At 38.9% G+C, this 17827-nt stretch carries 13 protein-coding genes, 2 tRNA genes and 3 rRNA genes; 7 read left to right on the forward strand and 11 right to left on the reverse strand.

Annotated elements, in window-relative coordinates; all coding sequences use genetic code 11:
* The first annotated feature begins 83 nt into the window (after positions 1 to 83).
* The 7 genes from glmU to truA are packed head-to-tail and all read left to right on the forward strand — an operon-like array spanning position 84 to position 6456.
* Entirely contained in the window at positions 84 to 1391 is a 1308-nt protein-coding gene (gene glmU / locus CYO92_RS01860; protein ID WP_103589342.1) for a bifunctional UDP-N-acetylglucosamine diphosphorylase/glucosamine-1-phosphate N-acetyltransferase GlmU, read from the forward strand.
* The gene (gene coaBC, locus CYO92_RS01865; RefSeq protein WP_103589343.1) at positions 1378 to 2550 is read left to right on the forward strand and encodes a bifunctional phosphopantothenoylcysteine decarboxylase/phosphopantothenate--cysteine ligase CoaBC; all 1173 of its coding nucleotides are present in this window, start codon (positions 1378 to 1380) and stop codon (positions 2548 to 2550) included. The genes glmU and coaBC overlap by 14 nt, the downstream gene beginning before the upstream one ends.
* Entirely contained in the window at positions 2547 to 3233 is a 687-nt protein-coding gene (locus tag CYO92_RS01870; RefSeq protein WP_103589344.1) for a hypothetical protein, read from the forward strand. Before coaBC ends, CYO92_RS01870 begins: the two co-directional genes overlap by 4 nt.
* A 3-nt stretch (positions 3234 to 3236) precedes the next feature.
* The gene (uppS, locus tag CYO92_RS01875) at positions 3237 to 3908 is read left to right on the forward strand and encodes a polyprenyl diphosphate synthase (protein ID WP_103589345.1); all 672 of its coding nucleotides are present in this window, start codon (positions 3237 to 3239) and stop codon (positions 3906 to 3908) included.
* A gap of 7 nt (positions 3909 to 3915) precedes the next feature.
* Positions 3916 to 4704: a prepilin peptidase gene (locus CYO92_RS01880; protein ID WP_103589348.1), complete on the forward strand. Its 789-nt coding sequence runs from the start codon at positions 3916 to 3918 to the stop codon at positions 4702 to 4704.
* Positions 4697 to 5725, forward strand: a complete 1029-nt coding sequence (locus tag CYO92_RS01885) for an LptF/LptG family permease (RefSeq protein WP_103589346.1) — start codon at positions 4697 to 4699, stop codon at positions 5723 to 5725. The genes CYO92_RS01880 and CYO92_RS01885 overlap by 8 nt, the downstream gene beginning before the upstream one ends.
* Complete coding sequence (gene truA / locus CYO92_RS01890; RefSeq protein ID WP_103589347.1) at positions 5725 to 6456, forward strand: tRNA pseudouridine(38-40) synthase TruA; 732 nt, start codon at positions 5725 to 5727, stop codon at positions 6454 to 6456. Before CYO92_RS01885 ends, truA begins: the two co-directional genes overlap by 1 nt.
* Positions 6457 to 6811: 355 nt before the next feature.
* Here truA and CYO92_RS09630 read toward each other — a convergent pair whose 3' ends face one another.
* The 11 genes from CYO92_RS09630 to mqnE form a co-directional block, all read right to left on the reverse strand.
* Positions 6812 to 7258 carry a helix-hairpin-helix domain-containing protein gene (locus CYO92_RS09630; protein ID WP_103588717.1) on the reverse strand — a complete coding sequence of 149 codons (447 nt, stop codon included), beginning with the start codon at positions 7256 to 7258 and terminating at the stop codon, positions 6812 to 6814.
* 180 nt (positions 7259 to 7438) lie between these two features.
* Positions 7439 to 7557: ribosomal RNA gene (gene rrf, locus CYO92_RS01900) — 5S ribosomal RNA — on the reverse strand.
* A 133-nt stretch (positions 7558 to 7690) separates the two neighbouring features.
* A 23S ribosomal RNA gene (locus CYO92_RS01905) occupies positions 7691 to 10594 on the reverse strand.
* A gap of 326 nt (positions 10595 to 10920) precedes the next feature.
* Positions 10921 to 10996 (reverse strand) — tRNA-Ala (locus CYO92_RS01910).
* Positions 10997 to 11008: 12 nt separating this feature from the next.
* Positions 11009 to 11085 (reverse strand) — tRNA-Ile (locus CYO92_RS01915).
* Positions 11086 to 11179: 94 nt separating this feature from the next.
* Positions 11180 to 12690, reverse strand: a 16S ribosomal RNA gene (locus CYO92_RS01920).
* The 16S, 23S and 5S rRNA genes sit together here with 2 tRNA genes alongside, the layout of an rRNA operon.
* 361 nt (positions 12691 to 13051) lie before the next feature.
* The gene (locus CYO92_RS01925) at positions 13052 to 13753 is read right to left on the reverse strand and encodes a pilus assembly FimT family protein (protein WP_103589498.1); all 702 of its coding nucleotides are present in this window, start codon (positions 13751 to 13753) and stop codon (positions 13052 to 13054) included.
* Positions 13754 to 14971 (reverse strand): hypothetical protein, encoded by a 1218-nt coding sequence (locus CYO92_RS01930; RefSeq protein WP_103589499.1) that lies wholly within the window; start codon positions 14969 to 14971, stop codon positions 13754 to 13756.
* 9 nt (positions 14972 to 14980) lie between these two features.
* The gene (locus tag CYO92_RS01935) at positions 14981 to 15421 is read right to left on the reverse strand and encodes a phosphoribosyltransferase (RefSeq protein WP_054196841.1); all 441 of its coding nucleotides are present in this window, start codon (positions 15419 to 15421) and stop codon (positions 14981 to 14983) included.
* Between the two features lie 12 nt (positions 15422 to 15433).
* The gene (locus tag CYO92_RS01940) at positions 15434 to 16726 is read right to left on the reverse strand and encodes an NCS2 family permease (RefSeq protein WP_072594681.1); all 1293 of its coding nucleotides are present in this window, start codon (positions 16724 to 16726) and stop codon (positions 15434 to 15436) included.
* 11 nt (positions 16727 to 16737) lie between these two features.
* A complete protein-coding gene (gene mqnE, locus CYO92_RS01945) occupies positions 16738 to 17802 on the reverse strand; it encodes an aminofutalosine synthase MqnE (RefSeq protein ID WP_103589500.1) in 1065 nt (354 codons plus the stop codon).
* Positions 17803 to 17827: the final 25 nt, after the last annotated feature.

Raw genomic sequence — 17827 nt, forward strand, 5'->3', positions numbered from 1 at the left:
GTTGAAACAATCGTTAAATTAAAAAAAATGTTTGGCATTTTTTGCTACAATCTGCGAAATTTTTAACGTTAAAAGGCTTAAAAATGAACAATACTTCAATCATAATTTTAGCGGCTGGTCTTGGCACCAGAATGAAATCAAAACGTCCAAAAGTCCTATTTGAACTTTGCGGCGAGCCAATGATCATTCACATCTTAAAGCAAGCTTATGCGATCACAAATGACGTTAGCGTCGTGCTTCACTACGAAAAAGAGTTAATTAGCAAAAAGATAAAAGAAATTTTCCCTCAAACTAAAATTTTTGAGCAAGATCATACAAATTTCCCAGGCACTGCTGGAGCGATAAAAAGCGTAAATTTAAGCGGCGAAAAGGTGCTTGTAACTTGTGGCGATATGCCTCTTGTAAAATCAACTGATCTAATGCGTCTAGCAAATGCCGAAGCTGACGTGGTTATGAGCTCTTTTGAAGCAGCAAATCCTTTTGGCTACGGCAGAGTCATCATAAAAAATGGCAAAGTTGAAGGCATCGTCGAGCAAAAAGATGCTAGCGAAGCGCAACTTGCCATAAAAAGCGTAAATGCTGGCTGCTACTGCTTTAAACGCGAGGCTCTAGAGCAAATTTTACCGCTTATAAGCAACCAAAATGCGCAAAAAGAATACTACCTAACAGATGCCATAAAAATAGCAAATGAAAAGGGTTTAAAGTGCGTCGCAGTGAATGTAAATGAACAAAATTTTATGGGCATAAATGATAAATTTCAGCTTAGCATTGCAGAAAAGATCATGCAAGATGAGATCAAGCAAAATTTGATGAAAGCTGGCGTCTTGATGCGCATGCCTGAGAGCATTTTCATAGACAGCAGAGCCAAATTTGAAGGCGAGTGCGTACTCGAAGAAAACGTAAGTATCCTTGGCGAGTGCGTCATCACTGAGAGCATCATCAAAAGCTCATCAGTAATAGAAAGTAGCGTCATCAAAAACTCAGACATCGGTCCACTAGCTCACATCAGGCCAAATTCTGAAATTTTTGACACACACATAGGAAATTTCGTCGAGGTTAAAAAAGGCGTTCTTAGCGGCGTAAAAGCTGGACACTTAAGCTATCTTGGCGACTGCGAGATAGAAAGTGGCACAAATATCGGTTGTGGTACCATCACATGCAACTACGACGGCAAGGCAAAATATAAAACCAAGATCGGCAAAAATGTCTTTGTTGGCTCAGATACGCAGCTAGTCGCCCCTGTAAATATCGCTGATAACGTCATCATCGCAGCTGGCAGCACCATCACAAAAGACGTTGAGAGCGGCGCTCTAGCTATCAGCAGAGGTCGCCAAGAGAACAAAAGCGGCTTTTTTGAGAAATTCTTTGGCAAAGACGATGTTAAAAAATAAGAAAATTTTACTTGCCGTTTGCGGTAGTATCGCCTTTTATAAGGCATTCGAAATTTTATCACTGCTTAAGAAGCAAGGCGCTGATGTTTATGTGGCTTTAAGTGACGGAGCGCTTGAATTTTGCAGTGTAAGCGGCTTTGAGGCGCTAAGCGAGCATAAAATTTTAAGCTCACAAACGCAAAACTGGCAAGATGGCGTAAATCACATAGTCTACTCTAAAATGGATCTAGTCCTCATCGCACCTGCCTCGGTAAATACGATAAATAAGCTAACAGCTGGCATCTGTGACAATGTCTTTATGCAAACGCTAATCGCCGCCTCGCACGTGCCTTTAGTCGTTGCCCCTGCTGCAAATAATAATATGATCGAGCACTTTTCTACACAAAATTCGCTTGAAATTTTAAAGAAAAACGGCGCTTTGGTGGTTGAGCCAGTGCTTAAAACTCTAGCTTGTGGCGACGTTGGTAAGGGCGGTCTTGCAAACCTTGAAGTGATAGTTGAAGCTGTTATTAAAAGGCTTAGCAAGCCACTTTTTGCAGGCAAAAAAGTGGTGATAACTGGTGGCGCGACAACCGAAAAGATAGATGATGTTAGAGCCATTACAAATTTCTCAAGCGGCAAGATGGCAAGAGCCTTGGCTAGAGCCTTTTACTACGCCGGTGCGGAGGTAAAACTACTTGCTAGCTTTGAAGCTGAAAACGAGCCATTTGAGATTTTAAATTTTGACTCAAGTAGCGAGCTTTTAGAGCTTTGTAAGAGCGAGTGTGAGAGCGCAAATTTACTTGTGATGTGTGCTGCAGTAAGCGATTTTATGCCGACAAAAATTGATGGCAAGATAAAAAAAGAGAACGTTGGCGAAATTTTAAGCTTAAGTCTAAAGAGAAATGTCGATATTTTGCAAAGCTTAAAAGAGTTTAAATGTAAAAAGATCGGCTTTAAGCTTGAAATCCCAAGTGAGAGCGCACACAAAAACGCTAGAGCAATGCTAGAGCAAAAGGGGCTTGACGCAGTTTGCCTAAATATCTTGGGTGAGAAAAACAGCTTTGCAAGCGAGCAAAATGAGGTAAATTTCATCACGAAAAATAATGAAACTTTGCTGCCGCTTGCCTCAAAAGACGAGATTGCAGGGCGCATAGTGGAGCTAGCGGCAAATTTATGATAGAGAAAATTTCTCGCATTCAAAAAATAGCAAAAAATGCAAATTCTCCGTTAGTAGCTATAAATTCGTCACTTCCGCTTAGTATCTTAGTAAGCCAAAAGATCGGTTTTAACAGATACATTTTAAATTTTGCAAATAGAAATTTAAACACAAAAAGCGCAAAAGAGCTAAACGTAGGCTCGAAATACTGGGGCGAGGTGCAAAGCCAGGGCGAAAATATCGTCATAAAAAATTTATACGAAAAGCCAAGAATTTTAGACGAAGATGTCTTGGCTGATGGGCTAAATCTTATCGAAAATTTGATAGAAAATGAGAATTTATCGTGGTTTTATGACTATTTATTTAAAAGTCTAAGTGAAGCTAAAACAAAAGACGAGATGAAAATGCTAGCAAAAATGCTCTTTGCTCTGCAAGAAAATGTCGTGCATATACCATTTATTTATAATGGTACAAACGGCGTTTTTCAGCTAAAAAAAGAGGAGAATGATATGAAAATTTTTTTAATATTTTCAAATTTTGCTCCACTTATTTTTAAATTTAAAGATGAAGCTTTGTGCGAGATCGCGACTCCATTTAATAATGTAGCTAGCTTGTTAAAAAGAGAATTTAGCGCCAACACAACAGTGCAAAATGTGAGTGCTCTTTGGAGCAAAAAAGAACAAATTATTGATATAAAAGGCTAAAGATTGAATGAATTAAACCACCTTGCTATTATCATGGATGGAAATGGACGCTGGGCTAAAAAACGTGGATTTTTGCGGACAAATGGGCACGAAGCTGGAGCAAATGTAGTAAGCGATATGTGCGAATTTTGTATCGATAATGGCGTGAAAATTTTAAGTCTTTACGCGTTTAGTACTGAAAACTGGAAAAGGCCACAAAAAGAGGTCGAGTTTTTGATGAATTTACTTAAGAAATTTCTCATTTCAAAGCGTGTTGACTTTATAAAAAATGATATCAAATTTAATACAATCGGCGACATTTCGCCATTTAGCGATGAGCTAAAAAACGAGATAGAGATCACCAAAAACACTACAAGAGAGAATAAAAATTTATTATTAAATTTAGCGATAAACTACGGCTCAAAAGATGAAATTATTAGAGCTGTAAGAAAGCTAAATTTAGAAGGCTGCGAGATAAATGAAGCGAGCCTAAATGCAGCACTTGATGAGAGTGAGCCGGTGGATCTTCTCATTAGAACTGGTGGCGAAAGTAGACTCTCAAATTTCATGCTCTGGCAGGCAAGCTACGCGGAGCTATTTTTTACGCCCACACTTTGGCCCGACTTTGGCAAAAATGAGCTTGCAAGCATCGTTAGCAAATTTAAAAACATAGAGCGAAGATTTGGCGGAGTTTAGCAAGATAATGGATAATTTAGTCATTTTTTTTGCCGTTTTTACATTTATTCTTGGCATTTGCATCGGTTCGTTTTTAAATGTTTTGATCTACCGCTTACCAAGAAATGAAAGTATAAATTTTCCAGCTTCTCATTGCCCAAACTGCGATCATAAGCTAAATTTTTATCACAATGTTCCAATTTTCTCATGGATATTTTTAGGCGGCAAATGTGCCTTTTGTAAGCAAAAAATAAGCCTCTTCTATCCAGTGATCGAACTAATTTCTGGGATACTTTTTTTGATCTGTTTTTTTAAAGAGTGCGGCGAAATTTTAAGCGTAGAAACCTTGCTTTATGCGCTATTTTTAGGGCTTTGTTTTATAATGCTGCTAGCTCTTAGCGTCATAGATATAAGATATAAAGCCGTGCCAGATCCGCTTCTTTTTGCAGCGCTATTTTTCGCATTTATCTATGCTCTGATGCTTTTTATATTTAAAGGAAATTTTGCCCAGATTTTAAATTTATTCCTTTTTGCACTTATCTTTTGGACGCTGAGATTTGTCGTAAGCTTTGCCATAAAAAAAGAAGCGATGGGTAGTGCAGATATCTTTATAGCGGCGATCATCGGAGCTATCTTGCCAGTCAAACTGGCTTTAGTGGCAATCTATCTTGCAGCACTTTTTACGCTTCCAGTCTATGCGCTCGTTCAAAAAAGGGGCTACGAGCTGGCTTTTGTGCCATTTTTAAGTCTTGGCTTACTTATTACATACGCTTTTAAAGAGCAAATTTTAGAAATTTTAAGGTTTATTTATGAGTAGAATGAATAGATATCTTTTGTTTAACTTCCTAGGGACTTTTGCGTCGCTATTTAGTACGCTTTTTTTGATCATGTCGATCGTATTTTTCATCCAAATCGCGCGCATCACTTCTTACATTGAGATCAGCTTTGGTGAGCTTTTTAAACTCTACTCATTTATGCTTCCACGCGTACTACTTTTTGTCGTGCCTATCGCATTTTTTGTATCACTTGCGATGACGCTTTTTAGGCTATCGAAAGAGAATGAAAGTATCGTTATTTTTACACTTGGTGGCTCACCAAATAAAATTGCTAAATTTTTCTTAATATTTTCAGCATTTTTAAGCACCGCTCTACTTGTCATCGCCATCATAATGATACCAATAGCCGCACAGCTAAATGCAAATTTTATTGATTATAAAAAGACTGTTGCAAAGCTAAATTTAAAGCCAACTCAGTTTGGACAAAAATTTTCTGACTGGATGGTCTATGTGGGTAGTGAAATGCAAGATAACAACGGCACTACCTATAAAGATATTGTGATGTTTAATCCTTACATTAAAGACTCCCAACGCTTAATCACTGCAAAAAATGCAAAAATCACAAATACAAATCAAAGTATTGAACTCTCTTTAGTAGATGGAAAAATGTATGATATAAAAGATGAAATTTATCATCAAAGCAACTTCAAATCCATGAAGATAAGGACTGCACAAAGTGAAGAGATAAGCAATATCGGCAGTATAAAAGAGTACTGGGCGGAGGCAAATAGTAGTGAAAAAAGAAGAAAAGACCTTAGCACATATGTGCTTGTTGCGCTATTTCCACTTGCCAGTACACTTTTTGCCATAAGCTTTGGCATCGTTACTTATAGATATGAAAAGGGCATGGTTTATGTTGGGACATTTGGCGTTTTATTTGGGTATTTTACGCTCATAATGCTATTTTCATCAAAGCCAGCTTTTGCGATTCCTCTCATATTTTTCGTCTTTTTGTTGGCAGGAATTTTGCTTTTTAAAGCCAAGATCGTGCGAAGATACTAATGAAAATCCAACTAATTTATAGCTACGATGGCTCTAAATTTCAAGGCTCGCAAACTCAGCCTCATGAAAATGGCGTAGAAGATGAGCTTTCGCGTGCTCTAGCTCACGTTGGAATATTTGAAAAAATAGTCTCTAGCTCACGTACAGATAAAAAAGTTCATGCGATTAATCAAAGCTCAAGCGTAATTTGTGGCGATCATTTTAAAAATTTAGAGCATCTAAAAGAGCTAATCAACCGCCATGCTCATCCAAATATTCATATAAAACGCATAAATTTGGTTAATGATAGCTTTCAGGCGAGATTTGACGCCATAGCAAGGTCTTATAGATACATTATAGATCATGGAGAATTTGACGTTTTTAGCTCAAACTATAAAGTCTTTTTGCCAAAATTTGATATCAAAAAAGCAAATGAAATTTTATCTAATTTCGTTGGCGAGCATGATTTTAGCTCCTATATGAAAACAGGAAGTGATACAAAAAGTCCAGTGCGAGAAATTTTTAAGGCATTTTGTTATGAATACAAAAACCAAACTATCATCGTTTTTAAAGCGAATGGCTTTTTACGCGCTCAAGTACGGCTTATGGTTGCAAATCTACTTAAAGCTTTAAGTATAAAAAATGGTGGTGAGCTCATCAATGCTTCGCTTAATGGACACCTTGCCTTAACTCGTATCCCAGCTCAAGCTGAAGGACTTTATCTAAATAGAGTTTTCTATAAATTTAATTAGATATTTAGAATATTCAATAGTAAGCTTATTTAAAATATTAAATAGAGAATCTTGCAAGCTAGGATTCATAGCTAGATTACTCCCTCCCTACTTTGTGTTAATACCCAGGGCCTCTTAACCAACCACTTCCTAAAAGCACAAGAAGCCTTAGAGGATAGTTTAAGAAGCATTACTTTACAAGATCTATTAGATGAACTTATTAATCTATAAAATTTAAAAAGTTGACAAACTAAGTTATAGAATTTAAAAAGTAGGCAAATATATAAAAACCAATCTATTTTTTATTAGGAACGCTATGCGCTCCTAACTATTTTTATATATTTTATGTAAGAATTTTTATAAATTTCTAGATTTATTACTCTTTGCTCTTCTCTTTTTTAGCTTTACTCTTTTTCTCTGCTTTATCTTTTAGGCCTTCTTTCTTATCTTTTATCTCTTTTATACTATCATCTTTAGCACTATCTTTTTTCTTTTTTGCTTCATCACTCTTTTTACTTGCTTTTTCTTTTATCTCATCTTTTTTAGATTTTATTTTAGATTTTGTGTCATCTATCTTTGTAGTGCCTGATACTGATATATCTGATTTTAGATTTTCAAATGTCTTGTCGCCTATACCATTTACATTTTTTATATCTTCTATTGAGTTAAATTTATTTGCTTTTCTATACTCTATTATTGCATCTGCCTTTGAAGATCCTATACCATCTAAACTCATTAGCTCTTCTTTTGTGGCGGTGTTTAAATTTATGGCTGCTAGTAATGTAGAAGCTGCTGCCAATAGTGAGATTATAATCTTTTTCATTTTTGTCCTTTTTGGGTAAATTTGGGTTTGGAGTCTATCATATTTGGTGTTTTTAGTCAACACTCGTATAAAAGCATAAACTAAAAAATATTTATAAATGTAAAGATAAAAAGTCTAATTATTTAAGAATATAAATATTAAAAGATGATTGTTTAGATAAAGAATATTAAAAATTAACAAAGCCCGCAACGACCTACTTTTCCAACATCCCAGTAAGGGAGAGTATCATCAGCCAGGACGAGCTTAGCTTCTTGGTTCGAGATGGAGCAAGGCGTTTCCTCGTCTGTATAGTCACGGGCAGTGTTAAATAAAAGATATATCAGATAAATCTCTTATTTAACACTACTTGATAAAGTTAAAAGTCATAAACAAAGTTTTATAAAAACATATCTTATTAAGTTTTTATCCTTAACAAGGAAGTGATGCTTATTAAAAGATAAGCAGACGAGCTATTAGTACTGGTCAGCTAAAGGACTTTCATCCATTACACACCCAGCCTATCAAACACATAGTCTATATGAGCTCTTAAAAGAAGATTCATCTTGGAGTTGGCTTCCTGCTTAGATGCTTTCAGCAGTTATCACATCCCAACATAGCTACCGAGCGGTGCTCTTGGCAGAACAACTCGTACACCAGTGGTTGGTTCGACCCGGTCCTCTCGTACTAGGGTCAACTCTCCTCAATCTTCTTACGCCCACGGCAGATAGGGACCGAACTGTCTCACGACGTTCTGAACCCAGCTCGCGTACCGCTTTAAATGGCGAACAGCCATACCCTTGGGACCTGCTCCAGCCCCAGGATGCGATGAGCCGACATCGAGGTGCCAAACCTCCCCGTCGATGTGAGCTCTTGGGGGAGATCAGCCTGTTATCCCCGGGGTACCTTTTATCCTTTGAGCGATGGCCCTTCCACACAGAACCACCGGATCACTAAGACCGACTTTCGTCCCTGCTTGACGTGTATGTCTCGCAGTTAAGCTGGCTTTTGCCTTTATACTCTGCGAACGATTTCCAACCGTTCTGAGCCAACCTTTGTAAGCCTCCGTTACATTTTGGGAGGCGACCGCCCCAGTCAAACTACCCACCAGACATTGTCCTACTTGAGGATAACTCAAGCTAGTTAGCTATCAGAATAAAAAAGAGTGGTATCTCAACAATGGCTCACCATAAACTGGCGTCTATGGATCAAAGCCTCCCACCTATCCTGCACATTTTTATCCCAATAGCAGTGTCAAGCTGTAGTAAAGGTCCACGGGGTCTTTCCGTCTTGCCGCGGGTAGGAGGAATTTTCACCTCCACTACAATTTCACTGGATCCCTCTTCGAGACAGCTCCCATCTCGTTACGCCATTCATGCAGGTCGATATTTAATCGACAAGGAATTTCGCTACCTTAGGACCGTTATAGTTACGGCCGCCGTTTACTCGGGCTTCGATCAAACGCTTCGCAGAGCTAACGTCATCAATTAACCTTCGAGCACCGGGCAGGCGTCACACCCTATACATCCTCTTACGAGTTAGCAGAGTGCTGTGTTTTTGGTAAACAGTCGGGAGGGACTCTTTGTTGTAACCTTCAATGCTTACGGAGTAAATCCTTCACAAAGTTAGGCACACCTTATACCGAAGATACGGTGCTATTTTGCAGAGTTCCTTGAAGAGAGTTCTTCCACGCGCCTTAGAATACTCATCCCACCCACCTGTGTCGGTTTACGGTACGGGCAACTATAACTAAACTTAGAAACTTTTCTTGGCTCGACAGTATCGGCAATTCGCTATCCATTCCGAAGAACTTCAAACGCCTGTGGGGTCTCGGCTTAAAAAGATCCGGATTTGCCTGGATCTTAACCTACACCTTTCGACTAGCACTACCATTCGCTAGCTTGCTTAACTCTAAGCGTCCTTCCATCGCACATTATAGTTGGCATTGGAATATTAACCAATTTTCCATCGCATACCCCTTTCGGACTTTGCTTAGGACCCGGCTAACCCTACGATGACGAGCATCGCGTAGGAAACCTTGGGTTTACGGCGTTGGGGATTCTCACCCCAATTATCGCTACTCATGCCTGCATGCTCACTTGTATTCGCTCCAGCACTCCTTACCGGTATACCTTCAACGCAAATACAACGCTCTCCTACCACTTAGTAAAACTAAGTCTAAAGCTTCGGTACTCATTTTAGCCCCGTTATATTTTCCGCGCAGAATCACTAGACCAGTGAGCTATTACGCTTTCTTTAAAGGATGGCTGCTTCTAAGCCAACCTCCTGGTTGTTTAAGTAACTCCACATCGTTTTCCACTTAAATGAGATTTAGGGACCTTAGCTGTTAGTCTGGGTTGTTCCCCTCTCGACGACGGATTTTATCACTCGCCGCCTGACTGCCATGATTACACACTAGGTATTCGGAGTTTGATAGGGTTTGGTACATTGGTGTATGCCCTAGCCCATTCAGTGCTCTACCCCCTAGTATTACTACATGACGCTATACCTAAATATATTTCGGAGAGAACCAGCTATCACGATGTTTGATTGGCCTTTCACCCCTATCCACAAGTCATCCCATAGCTTTTCAACGCTAGCGGGTTCGGTCCTCCACCGGCTCTTACACCGGTTTCAACCTGCTCATGGATAGATCACATCGTTTCGGGTCTGCAACGTCTGACTAAACGCCCTATTAAGACTCGCTTTCGCTACGGCTCCGGGTTTCCTTAACCTTGCCAGACATCACAACTCGCAGGCTCATTATGCAAAAGGCAGTCCATCACCCTGATAAATCATAGGGCTCTGAATGATTGTAAGCAAATGGTTTCAGGTTCTATTTCACTCTGATCACCTCAGTTCTTTTCACCTTTCCCTCACGGTACTTGTGCACTATCGGTCTAGTAGTAGTATTTAGGGTTGGATAGTGGTCTACCCAGCTTCAGACAGAATATCACGTGTTCCGCCCTACTCAGGATACTGCTAAGTAAAACAAAGCTTTCATATACGGGAGTATCACCCTCTATGCTTAATCTTTCCAGATTATTCTATTAGCTAAGTTTAGTCTATATTGCAGTCCTACAACCCCACTAGTAAACTAGTGGTTTGCCCTCTTACGCGTTCGCTCGCCGCTACTAGCGTAATCTCTTTTGATTTCTTTTCCTGAGGGTACTAAGATGTTTCAATTCCCCTCGTTCGCTCCATATTAGGTAGTTAAGCTCGCACTTAACTGGGTTGCCCCATTCAGAAATTCCCGGATCAAAGCCCCTTGACGGCTCCCCGAGACTTATCGCAGCCTGGCACGTCTTTCATCGCCTCTACTAGCCAAGGCATCCACCACTTGCTCTTTGTAGCTTACCTTTTCTATATTAGATTATTCTAATTCGCATCACTTCCTTGTTAAAGATAACTTTATGTTACTGTATTTAAATTCTAGCTCTCAAGACGGAAAGCATTGACTACTATTTAGATAAGTTTTAAATCCTAAATAGATTGTGATGTCAAACTTTTGCATTAAATGCAAAGAGAATAGAAATTTAAATCTTTAACAAGTCCTGTAAAATTGTTTTTAAAACTTGCTTGTGACTATTAACAATATTAATTAAAAGAACATTTAGACAAAAGTCTAATTAGAAAGTTTAATTTTTAAGCTCTCTAATTAGACTTAATATAGTTAAACTATTTTATGGTGGAGAATAGCGGGATCGAACCGCTGACCTCCTGCGTGCAAAGCAGGCGCTCTCCCAGCTGAGCTAATTCCCCAATTAAATTCTCTGGTGGGCCTAACAAGACTTGAACTTGTGACCTCACCCTTATCAGGGGTGCACTCTAACCAGCTGAGCTATAGGCCCCTATAGGTCTATCAATCTTTCAAAACTAAACAAGGATGATTGAGAATATCTTTCTTATAGATATCTTGTGAGAGAATATCTATATGTACTCTAGAAAGGAGGTGATCCAACCGCAGGTTCTCCTACGGTTACCTTGTTACGACTTCACCCCAGTCGCTGATTCCACTGTGGACGGTAACTAATTTAGTATTCCGGCTTCGAGTGAAATCAACTCCCATGGTGTGACGGGCGGTGAGTACAAGACCCGGGAACGTATTCACCGTAGCATGGCTGATCTACGATTACTAGCGATTCCGGCTTCATGGAGTCGAGTTGCAGACTCCAATCCGAACTGGGACATATTTTATAGATTTGCTCCATCTCGCGATATTGCTTCTCATTGTATATGCCATTGTAGCACGTGTGTCGCCCCGGACATAAGGGCCATGATGACTTGACGTCGTCCACACCTTCCTCCTCCTTACGAAGGCAGTCTCATTAGAGTGCTCAGCCGAACTGTTAGCAACTAATGACGTGGGTTGCGCTCGTTGCGGGACTTAACCCAACATCTCACGACACGAGCTGACGACAGCCGTGCAGCACCTGTCTTAACATTTCTGCAAGCAGACACTCTTCTATCTCTAGATGATTTGTTAGATATCAAGTCCGGGTAAGGTTCTTCGCGTATCTTCGAATTAAACCACATGCTCCACCGCTTGTGCGGGTCCCCGTCTATTCCTTTGAGTTTTAATCTTGCGACCGTACTCCCCAGGCGGTATACTTAATCCGTTAGGTGCATTACTGCCAAGACTAGCTTAGCAACAACTAGTATACATCGTTTAGGGCGTGGACTACCAGGGTATCTAATCCTGTTTGCTCCCCACGCTTTCACGCATTAGCGTCAGTTGAGTTCCAGCAGATCGCCTTCGCAATGGGTATTCCTGGTGATCTCTACGGATTTTACCCCTACACCACCAATTCCATCTGCCTCTCCCTCACTCTAGATTATCAGTTTCCCAAGCAGTTCTATGGTTAAGCCATAGGATTTCACAAGAGACTTGATAATCCGCCTACGCGTCCTTTACGCCCAGTGATTCCGAGTAACGCTTGCACCCTCCGTATTACCGCGGCTGCTGGCACGGAGTTAGCCGGTGCTTATTCGTTAGGTACCGTCATTGTTCTTCCCTAACAAAAGGAGTTTACGCTCCGAAAAGTGTCATCCTCCACGCGGCGTTGCTGCTTCAGGGTTTCCCCCATTGAGCAATATTCCCTACTGCTGCCTCCCGTAGGAGTCTGGACCGTGTCTCAGTTCCAGTGTGACTGATCATCCTCTCAGACCAGTTATGCGTCATAGCCTTGGTGAGCCATTACCTCACCAACTAGCTGATACAATATAGCCTCATCCTACACCGAAAAACTTTCCCTATCTAACTTATGTAAGACAGGAGTATAGAGTATTAGCAGCCGTTTCCAACTGTTGTCCTCTAGTGTAGGGCAGATTAGCTATACATTACTCACCCGTGCGCCACTAACTCATAAGAGCAAGCTCTTACTTGTCCGTTCGACTTGCATGTATTAGGCACGCCGCCAGCGTTCACTCTGAGCCAGGATCAAACTCTCCATATTAATTACCTATCAAAATTTATTTAATAGGATTTTATTATGAAGTTTTTAATCAAAAAACTTTTAGTTTTATATATTAGTTTGTCTAATCTATTATAAATTATAAAATAATAGACTGGCTCAATCGATCACTTGTTTAGATTTCAAAGATTGACTAATAGTTTAACAATTGTAAGTTAAAAGAACAACGATAAAAAGAAAAGGCTTTATTAACCAATGAAGTTAAAGGTGGTTTCTCGTTTCGTGAGCTGGAATTATATATGAGCAATACTTAAAGATAGTTGAAATAATTAGGGAATTTGAGAAAAATTTGTTGGCGATTAAAAATTTTAAGTTATGTATTTTTATTATAGGTTTATAGGGTTTAGTTTATATATGCGTATCCACTTCTTTTTTCTATATTTATAGAAGCTACATTGTTATTTTTATCTGTTAAAACTATCTTACAATCACCTTTTAATAGTCTTGAATAAGGTCTTTTCGCTCCTTTATTGTTAGTAACACTTACCACTCTCATGGGCCTACCTAATTCGTCAAAATCAATGGTTTGTGTTTTGCCTTTTCTACAACTACCAACAAATTTAACCGATTTTATGCCATATTTTTTTTCAATATTTAAATCTATATTAATTTTATTGCAATAGGACTGAGGAATGCCTCTCCAGCCCGCACTTAAGAATTTGTTTGATTTTTGTGTATCGATGGCAACCTCTTCTTTGGAATTTAAATTACCACTAAATTTATTACCACTACCTCTTTTATCATAAAAAATACTATATTTCCAAGATTTAATCCCAGGCTCATCTACAGAGCACTCTTGCAAACTAGTATCATTAACAGCTATCCCCCATCTCATTTTAAACCAAAATTTTTCATTTTCTGAATGTACAAATTTATCATCTTGCATGGCAAGGTGCTGGGCGTACCTTATATGCGTTAGCATCTGTGTAGCTGCCTCTCTGGCTCCGTTTATTTCTAGCCTTGGTATGATCATTGCTGCAAGTATGCCAACGGCAATGATTACAAAGATAAGCTCTATAACAGTAAAACCCTTGTTTTTATGCATCTACTTACCTCTTACGTCAAAATTTGCAATTACTTTTCCCATTTTTTCTATGCAAAATTTTGATTTTTCATCTAGATTGGCGCTTACTAATAAATTTTTAGACTCATCTCTTACATCTATACCATAAAATTTAAGTCTTAATGCAAGCTTTTTATTATCTGTGTATAAATCCTTGATTTCCACTTCTTTTAATTTAGCAGCAAGCTCTTTTACAACATCAAATTTATATACAAAATGCTTTGTTGGGTTGTCTAAAAATAGGTAAAAAATTTGATTAAATACGATCATCGACCAGTTTAGGGCTAGAAAAAGCATCACTAAGGTCGTGCAAATTTTATAGCCTTTTCTAAATTTTGGCAATCTTACGCGATACGAATTAAAAAAAACTCTTACCATAAGTGGCGTTGCGATCACGCAAAATGGCAAGAACTGCTCAAGTTCCAGCCTTTGGCGCACTGAGACTATCATACAAAAGCAAAATGAGCAAATGGCGATAAACCACAAAAGATCTTTTTTCTCTTTTACCCAAATTCTATAAATCGTATAGACAAAAAAGATAAAAATAAACGGCGAAAAAACAGCGGCAAAGATACCAAAAGTATCGATAAAGTGCCCACTTGGCCTACCATTTGTATCAAAGCCAAAAAAGTAAAGCGTGAGTAAAAATAAAATAGCACTTAGCCAAGCAAGAGGAGGCCTTCTTTTATAAAGTGAAAATATAAAAAATCCTACGTAAAATATCAAAAAATCGCCATCTATAAAAAAAGAAAGGCAAAAAAATGTTACAAATAAAATTTTATTTTTAATATGAAAAAAGTATATACATAGGAGCGCCAGCATAACGCAAAGCCCAGCATTATTGACGATAAGAGCTGAAGCTATCGTGCCAGGAAGTAAGATAAAAAGCAATACCGCAATAAGTCTATCAAACTCTAATTTAATGTAAAATTTGCTTACCTTATACATTAAAACGACACTTATGACATGAAACGCGATCATCACAGATCTTAGAGCAATATCTGTTTGACCAAAAATTTGAACGCTTACTTTTAAAACATGGCTAAGAAAATTTTGTTTATTAAAAAAAATTTCAGCTTCACTATAACTTATGCTAAGAGAATTTGCCGTAAAAAGTAAAAATATACAATCAATCAAACATATTAAAAATACGCTAAAGGCGACGTGATGTCCAACAAATTCTCTAAATTTATCTAGCAAAAATTTTCCTTAAATATGTATATCCCAAAAAAACTCGATCCAATCGTGAGCCTCTTTTACCTTAAATTCTGGCAAAAGCAGAGCCTTCTCTTTATAAAAGACGGTCGCTATTTTGATATCTAAATTTGGATAACGCTTAAGCAGTTCTCTTTTTATCTCGACCATGCTCTCTCCACTGTCGATGATGTCATCGACGAGCAAAATTTTAGTGTATTTGCTAAGATCTGGCACGTTAAAGATATTAATCGTATCAAGCTTGTTTGTATCTTCGTAATGGATAGAATTTAAGGTGAATAAATTTCTATTATTAAGCGCAACAGCTAGCGAGTGACCAAGCGTTAGACCGCCCCTTGCCACAGCTAGTATCACCTCTGGATCAAACTCATCTTTTATCTGTTTTGCCATCTTTTTAGTATCAACAGCAAATTCATCATAACTATAAAATATCATCTTTCTTCCTTATCAATGCACTAAAAATACGATAAAACTAATGAGCGCTAGCACGACTACGCCTAAATTTATATCACTAAATTCTCTCTTTATGAGCTTAACTATGACGTATGACATAAAACCAAATGCAAGGCCGTTTGTGATCGAGTAAGTAAGTGGGATGAGCACGACTATAAAAAATGTCGCAACCGCAATGGCCGGATCTTTGAAATTTATACTAGCAAGCTCAGCAAACATAAGCACGCCAACCATCACAAGGATCGGATAAATGGCATTGCCAGGGATAGCTTTAAAAAGCGGCAACATAAAGAGTGTAAGTATAAACAAAAGTCCGCAAAATACAGCCGTTAGACCAGTTCTGCCGCCCTCTTCTACGCCGCTAGCACTCTCTACAAACGATGTAGTCGTACTTACGCCTACAAGTGAGCCAGCTGCCGTAGCAATAGCGTCAGCTTCAAGAGTTTTTTCAAGTTTTACGACGCCATCTTTTTTGTTTTCATCAAAAATTCCAGCCCTCGTTCCTACACCAGCTAGTGTGCCTATCGAGTCAAAAAGATCGGTCACAAAAAAGGTGATAACAACTGGCAGCAAGGCTAGACTAAGCGCGCCTTTTATGTCAAGCTCTAAAAAAATCGGTGAGATAGAGGCTGGAGTTGAGAAAATTTCTGTTGGATGAGGAGCGATACCAAGCACCCAAGCTATCACTGAAGTAGCAAGCACAGCTAGGATAAACGCGCCCTTTATCTTCCACGCCCAAAAGCAAATAACCAAAAATAGCCCCAAAACGCCAAGAAGTACGTTTGGATCTTTGAAATTTCCTATACCAACCAAAACAGCGTCGCTATTTACGATAAAGCCCATTTGCTGAAATGCCACAAAGCTAATAAAGGTGCCTATGCCAGCACTTATCGCTCTTCTTAGGTCAAGTGGGATGGATCTAATTATCCACATTCTAAAATTTGTAAAAGACAAGACGACAAATATCACGCCGCTTAGAAAAACAACGCCAAGAGCCGTTTGCCAAGGTACTTTCATACCGATGCAAAGACCAAATGTAAAATAAGCATTAAGTCCCATACCAACGCTCATCGCAACTGGTGTGTTCGCCCAAAGACCATTTAATATAGTAGAAAATATGGTAATTAGCGCAGTTGCAGTGATTAGTGCCTCATAAGGCATACCAGTTTTGCTCATAATGATCGCATTTACCGGCACGATATACATCATCGCTAAAAACGTCGTAAGTCCCGCTCCAAATTCCTGCTTCACACTCGTTTTGTTTTGTGCTAAGTCAAAAAATTTCACCCCAAGCTCCTTTAGTAAATTTTAAGTTCGTTATATAAGCTATCACGCTCAACCGGCGTAAAACCAGATGTTTTAATAAGATCACAAAATGTCTTTAGTGTAACGCCATTTGTGCTATTTGCACCAGCCGCACTTTGGATACTCTCTTTTTCTATCGTGCCATCAAGATCATCAGCACCAAATTCCTGAGCGATCATCGCTAAATTTAGCGTCGAAGTAGCCCAGTAAGCTTTGATATGTGGGACATTATCAAGCACAAGACGTGAGATCGCCAGAGTCTTTAAAATTTCAGATGATCCTAGAAATTTCACATCTTTTAAGTAGTTATTTTCTCTTTGATAAACTAGCGGGATAAATGCGTTAAAACCGCCAGTTTCATCCTGCAAACCCCTGATCCTTAGCATATGATCGATCCTATTATCACGGCTTTCTATGTGACCAAAAAGCATTGTTGCGTTGCTTTGTTTGCCGTGATCGTGCCACATTTTGTGGATTTTGAGCCAGTTTTCGCTACTTACTTTACCTTTGCAAATTTTAGCCCTGATCTCTTCATCAAAAATTTCAGCCCCACCACCTGGCATGCTATCGACGCCGTATTCAAGCATCTTTTCTATCACCTCATCGTAGCTTAAGCCGTAATGCCTTGACAAAAAGTCGATCTCAGCTGCCGTCATCGCCTTTACGTGAAGCTCTGGATGAGCTGCCTTTATCTTTTTAAAAATTTCTAAATACCACTGCCAGCCACTTTTTGCGTTATGAGCTGATACGATGTGTATCTCCTTTACGTCGTGGCTCACGCTCTCATCAACGATCTTTAAAATCTCTTCGTGGCTCATTAAGTATGGATTTGGATTTTTTCTGTGAGCCGAAAATGCGCAAAATTTACAGATATCAGCACAGATATTTGTTGGATTGATATGGCGATTTACATTAAAAAAGACCTTGTTGCCATGCAGTTTTCTGCGCTTTTTATCGGCAAATTTAGCCAAGGTAAAAAGATCAAGCTCATAAAGCGAAAAAGCCTCTTGCTTGCTTAATCTCTCGCCACTTTCTAGTTTTTGTAATAGATTCATTATCTTTATCGTCCTAAAGCTGAACTTA

This window comes from Campylobacter concisus, from assembly GCF_002913715.1.
Taxonomy (GTDB): Bacteria; Campylobacterota; Campylobacteria; order Campylobacterales; family Campylobacteraceae; genus Campylobacter_A; species Campylobacter_A concisus_AG.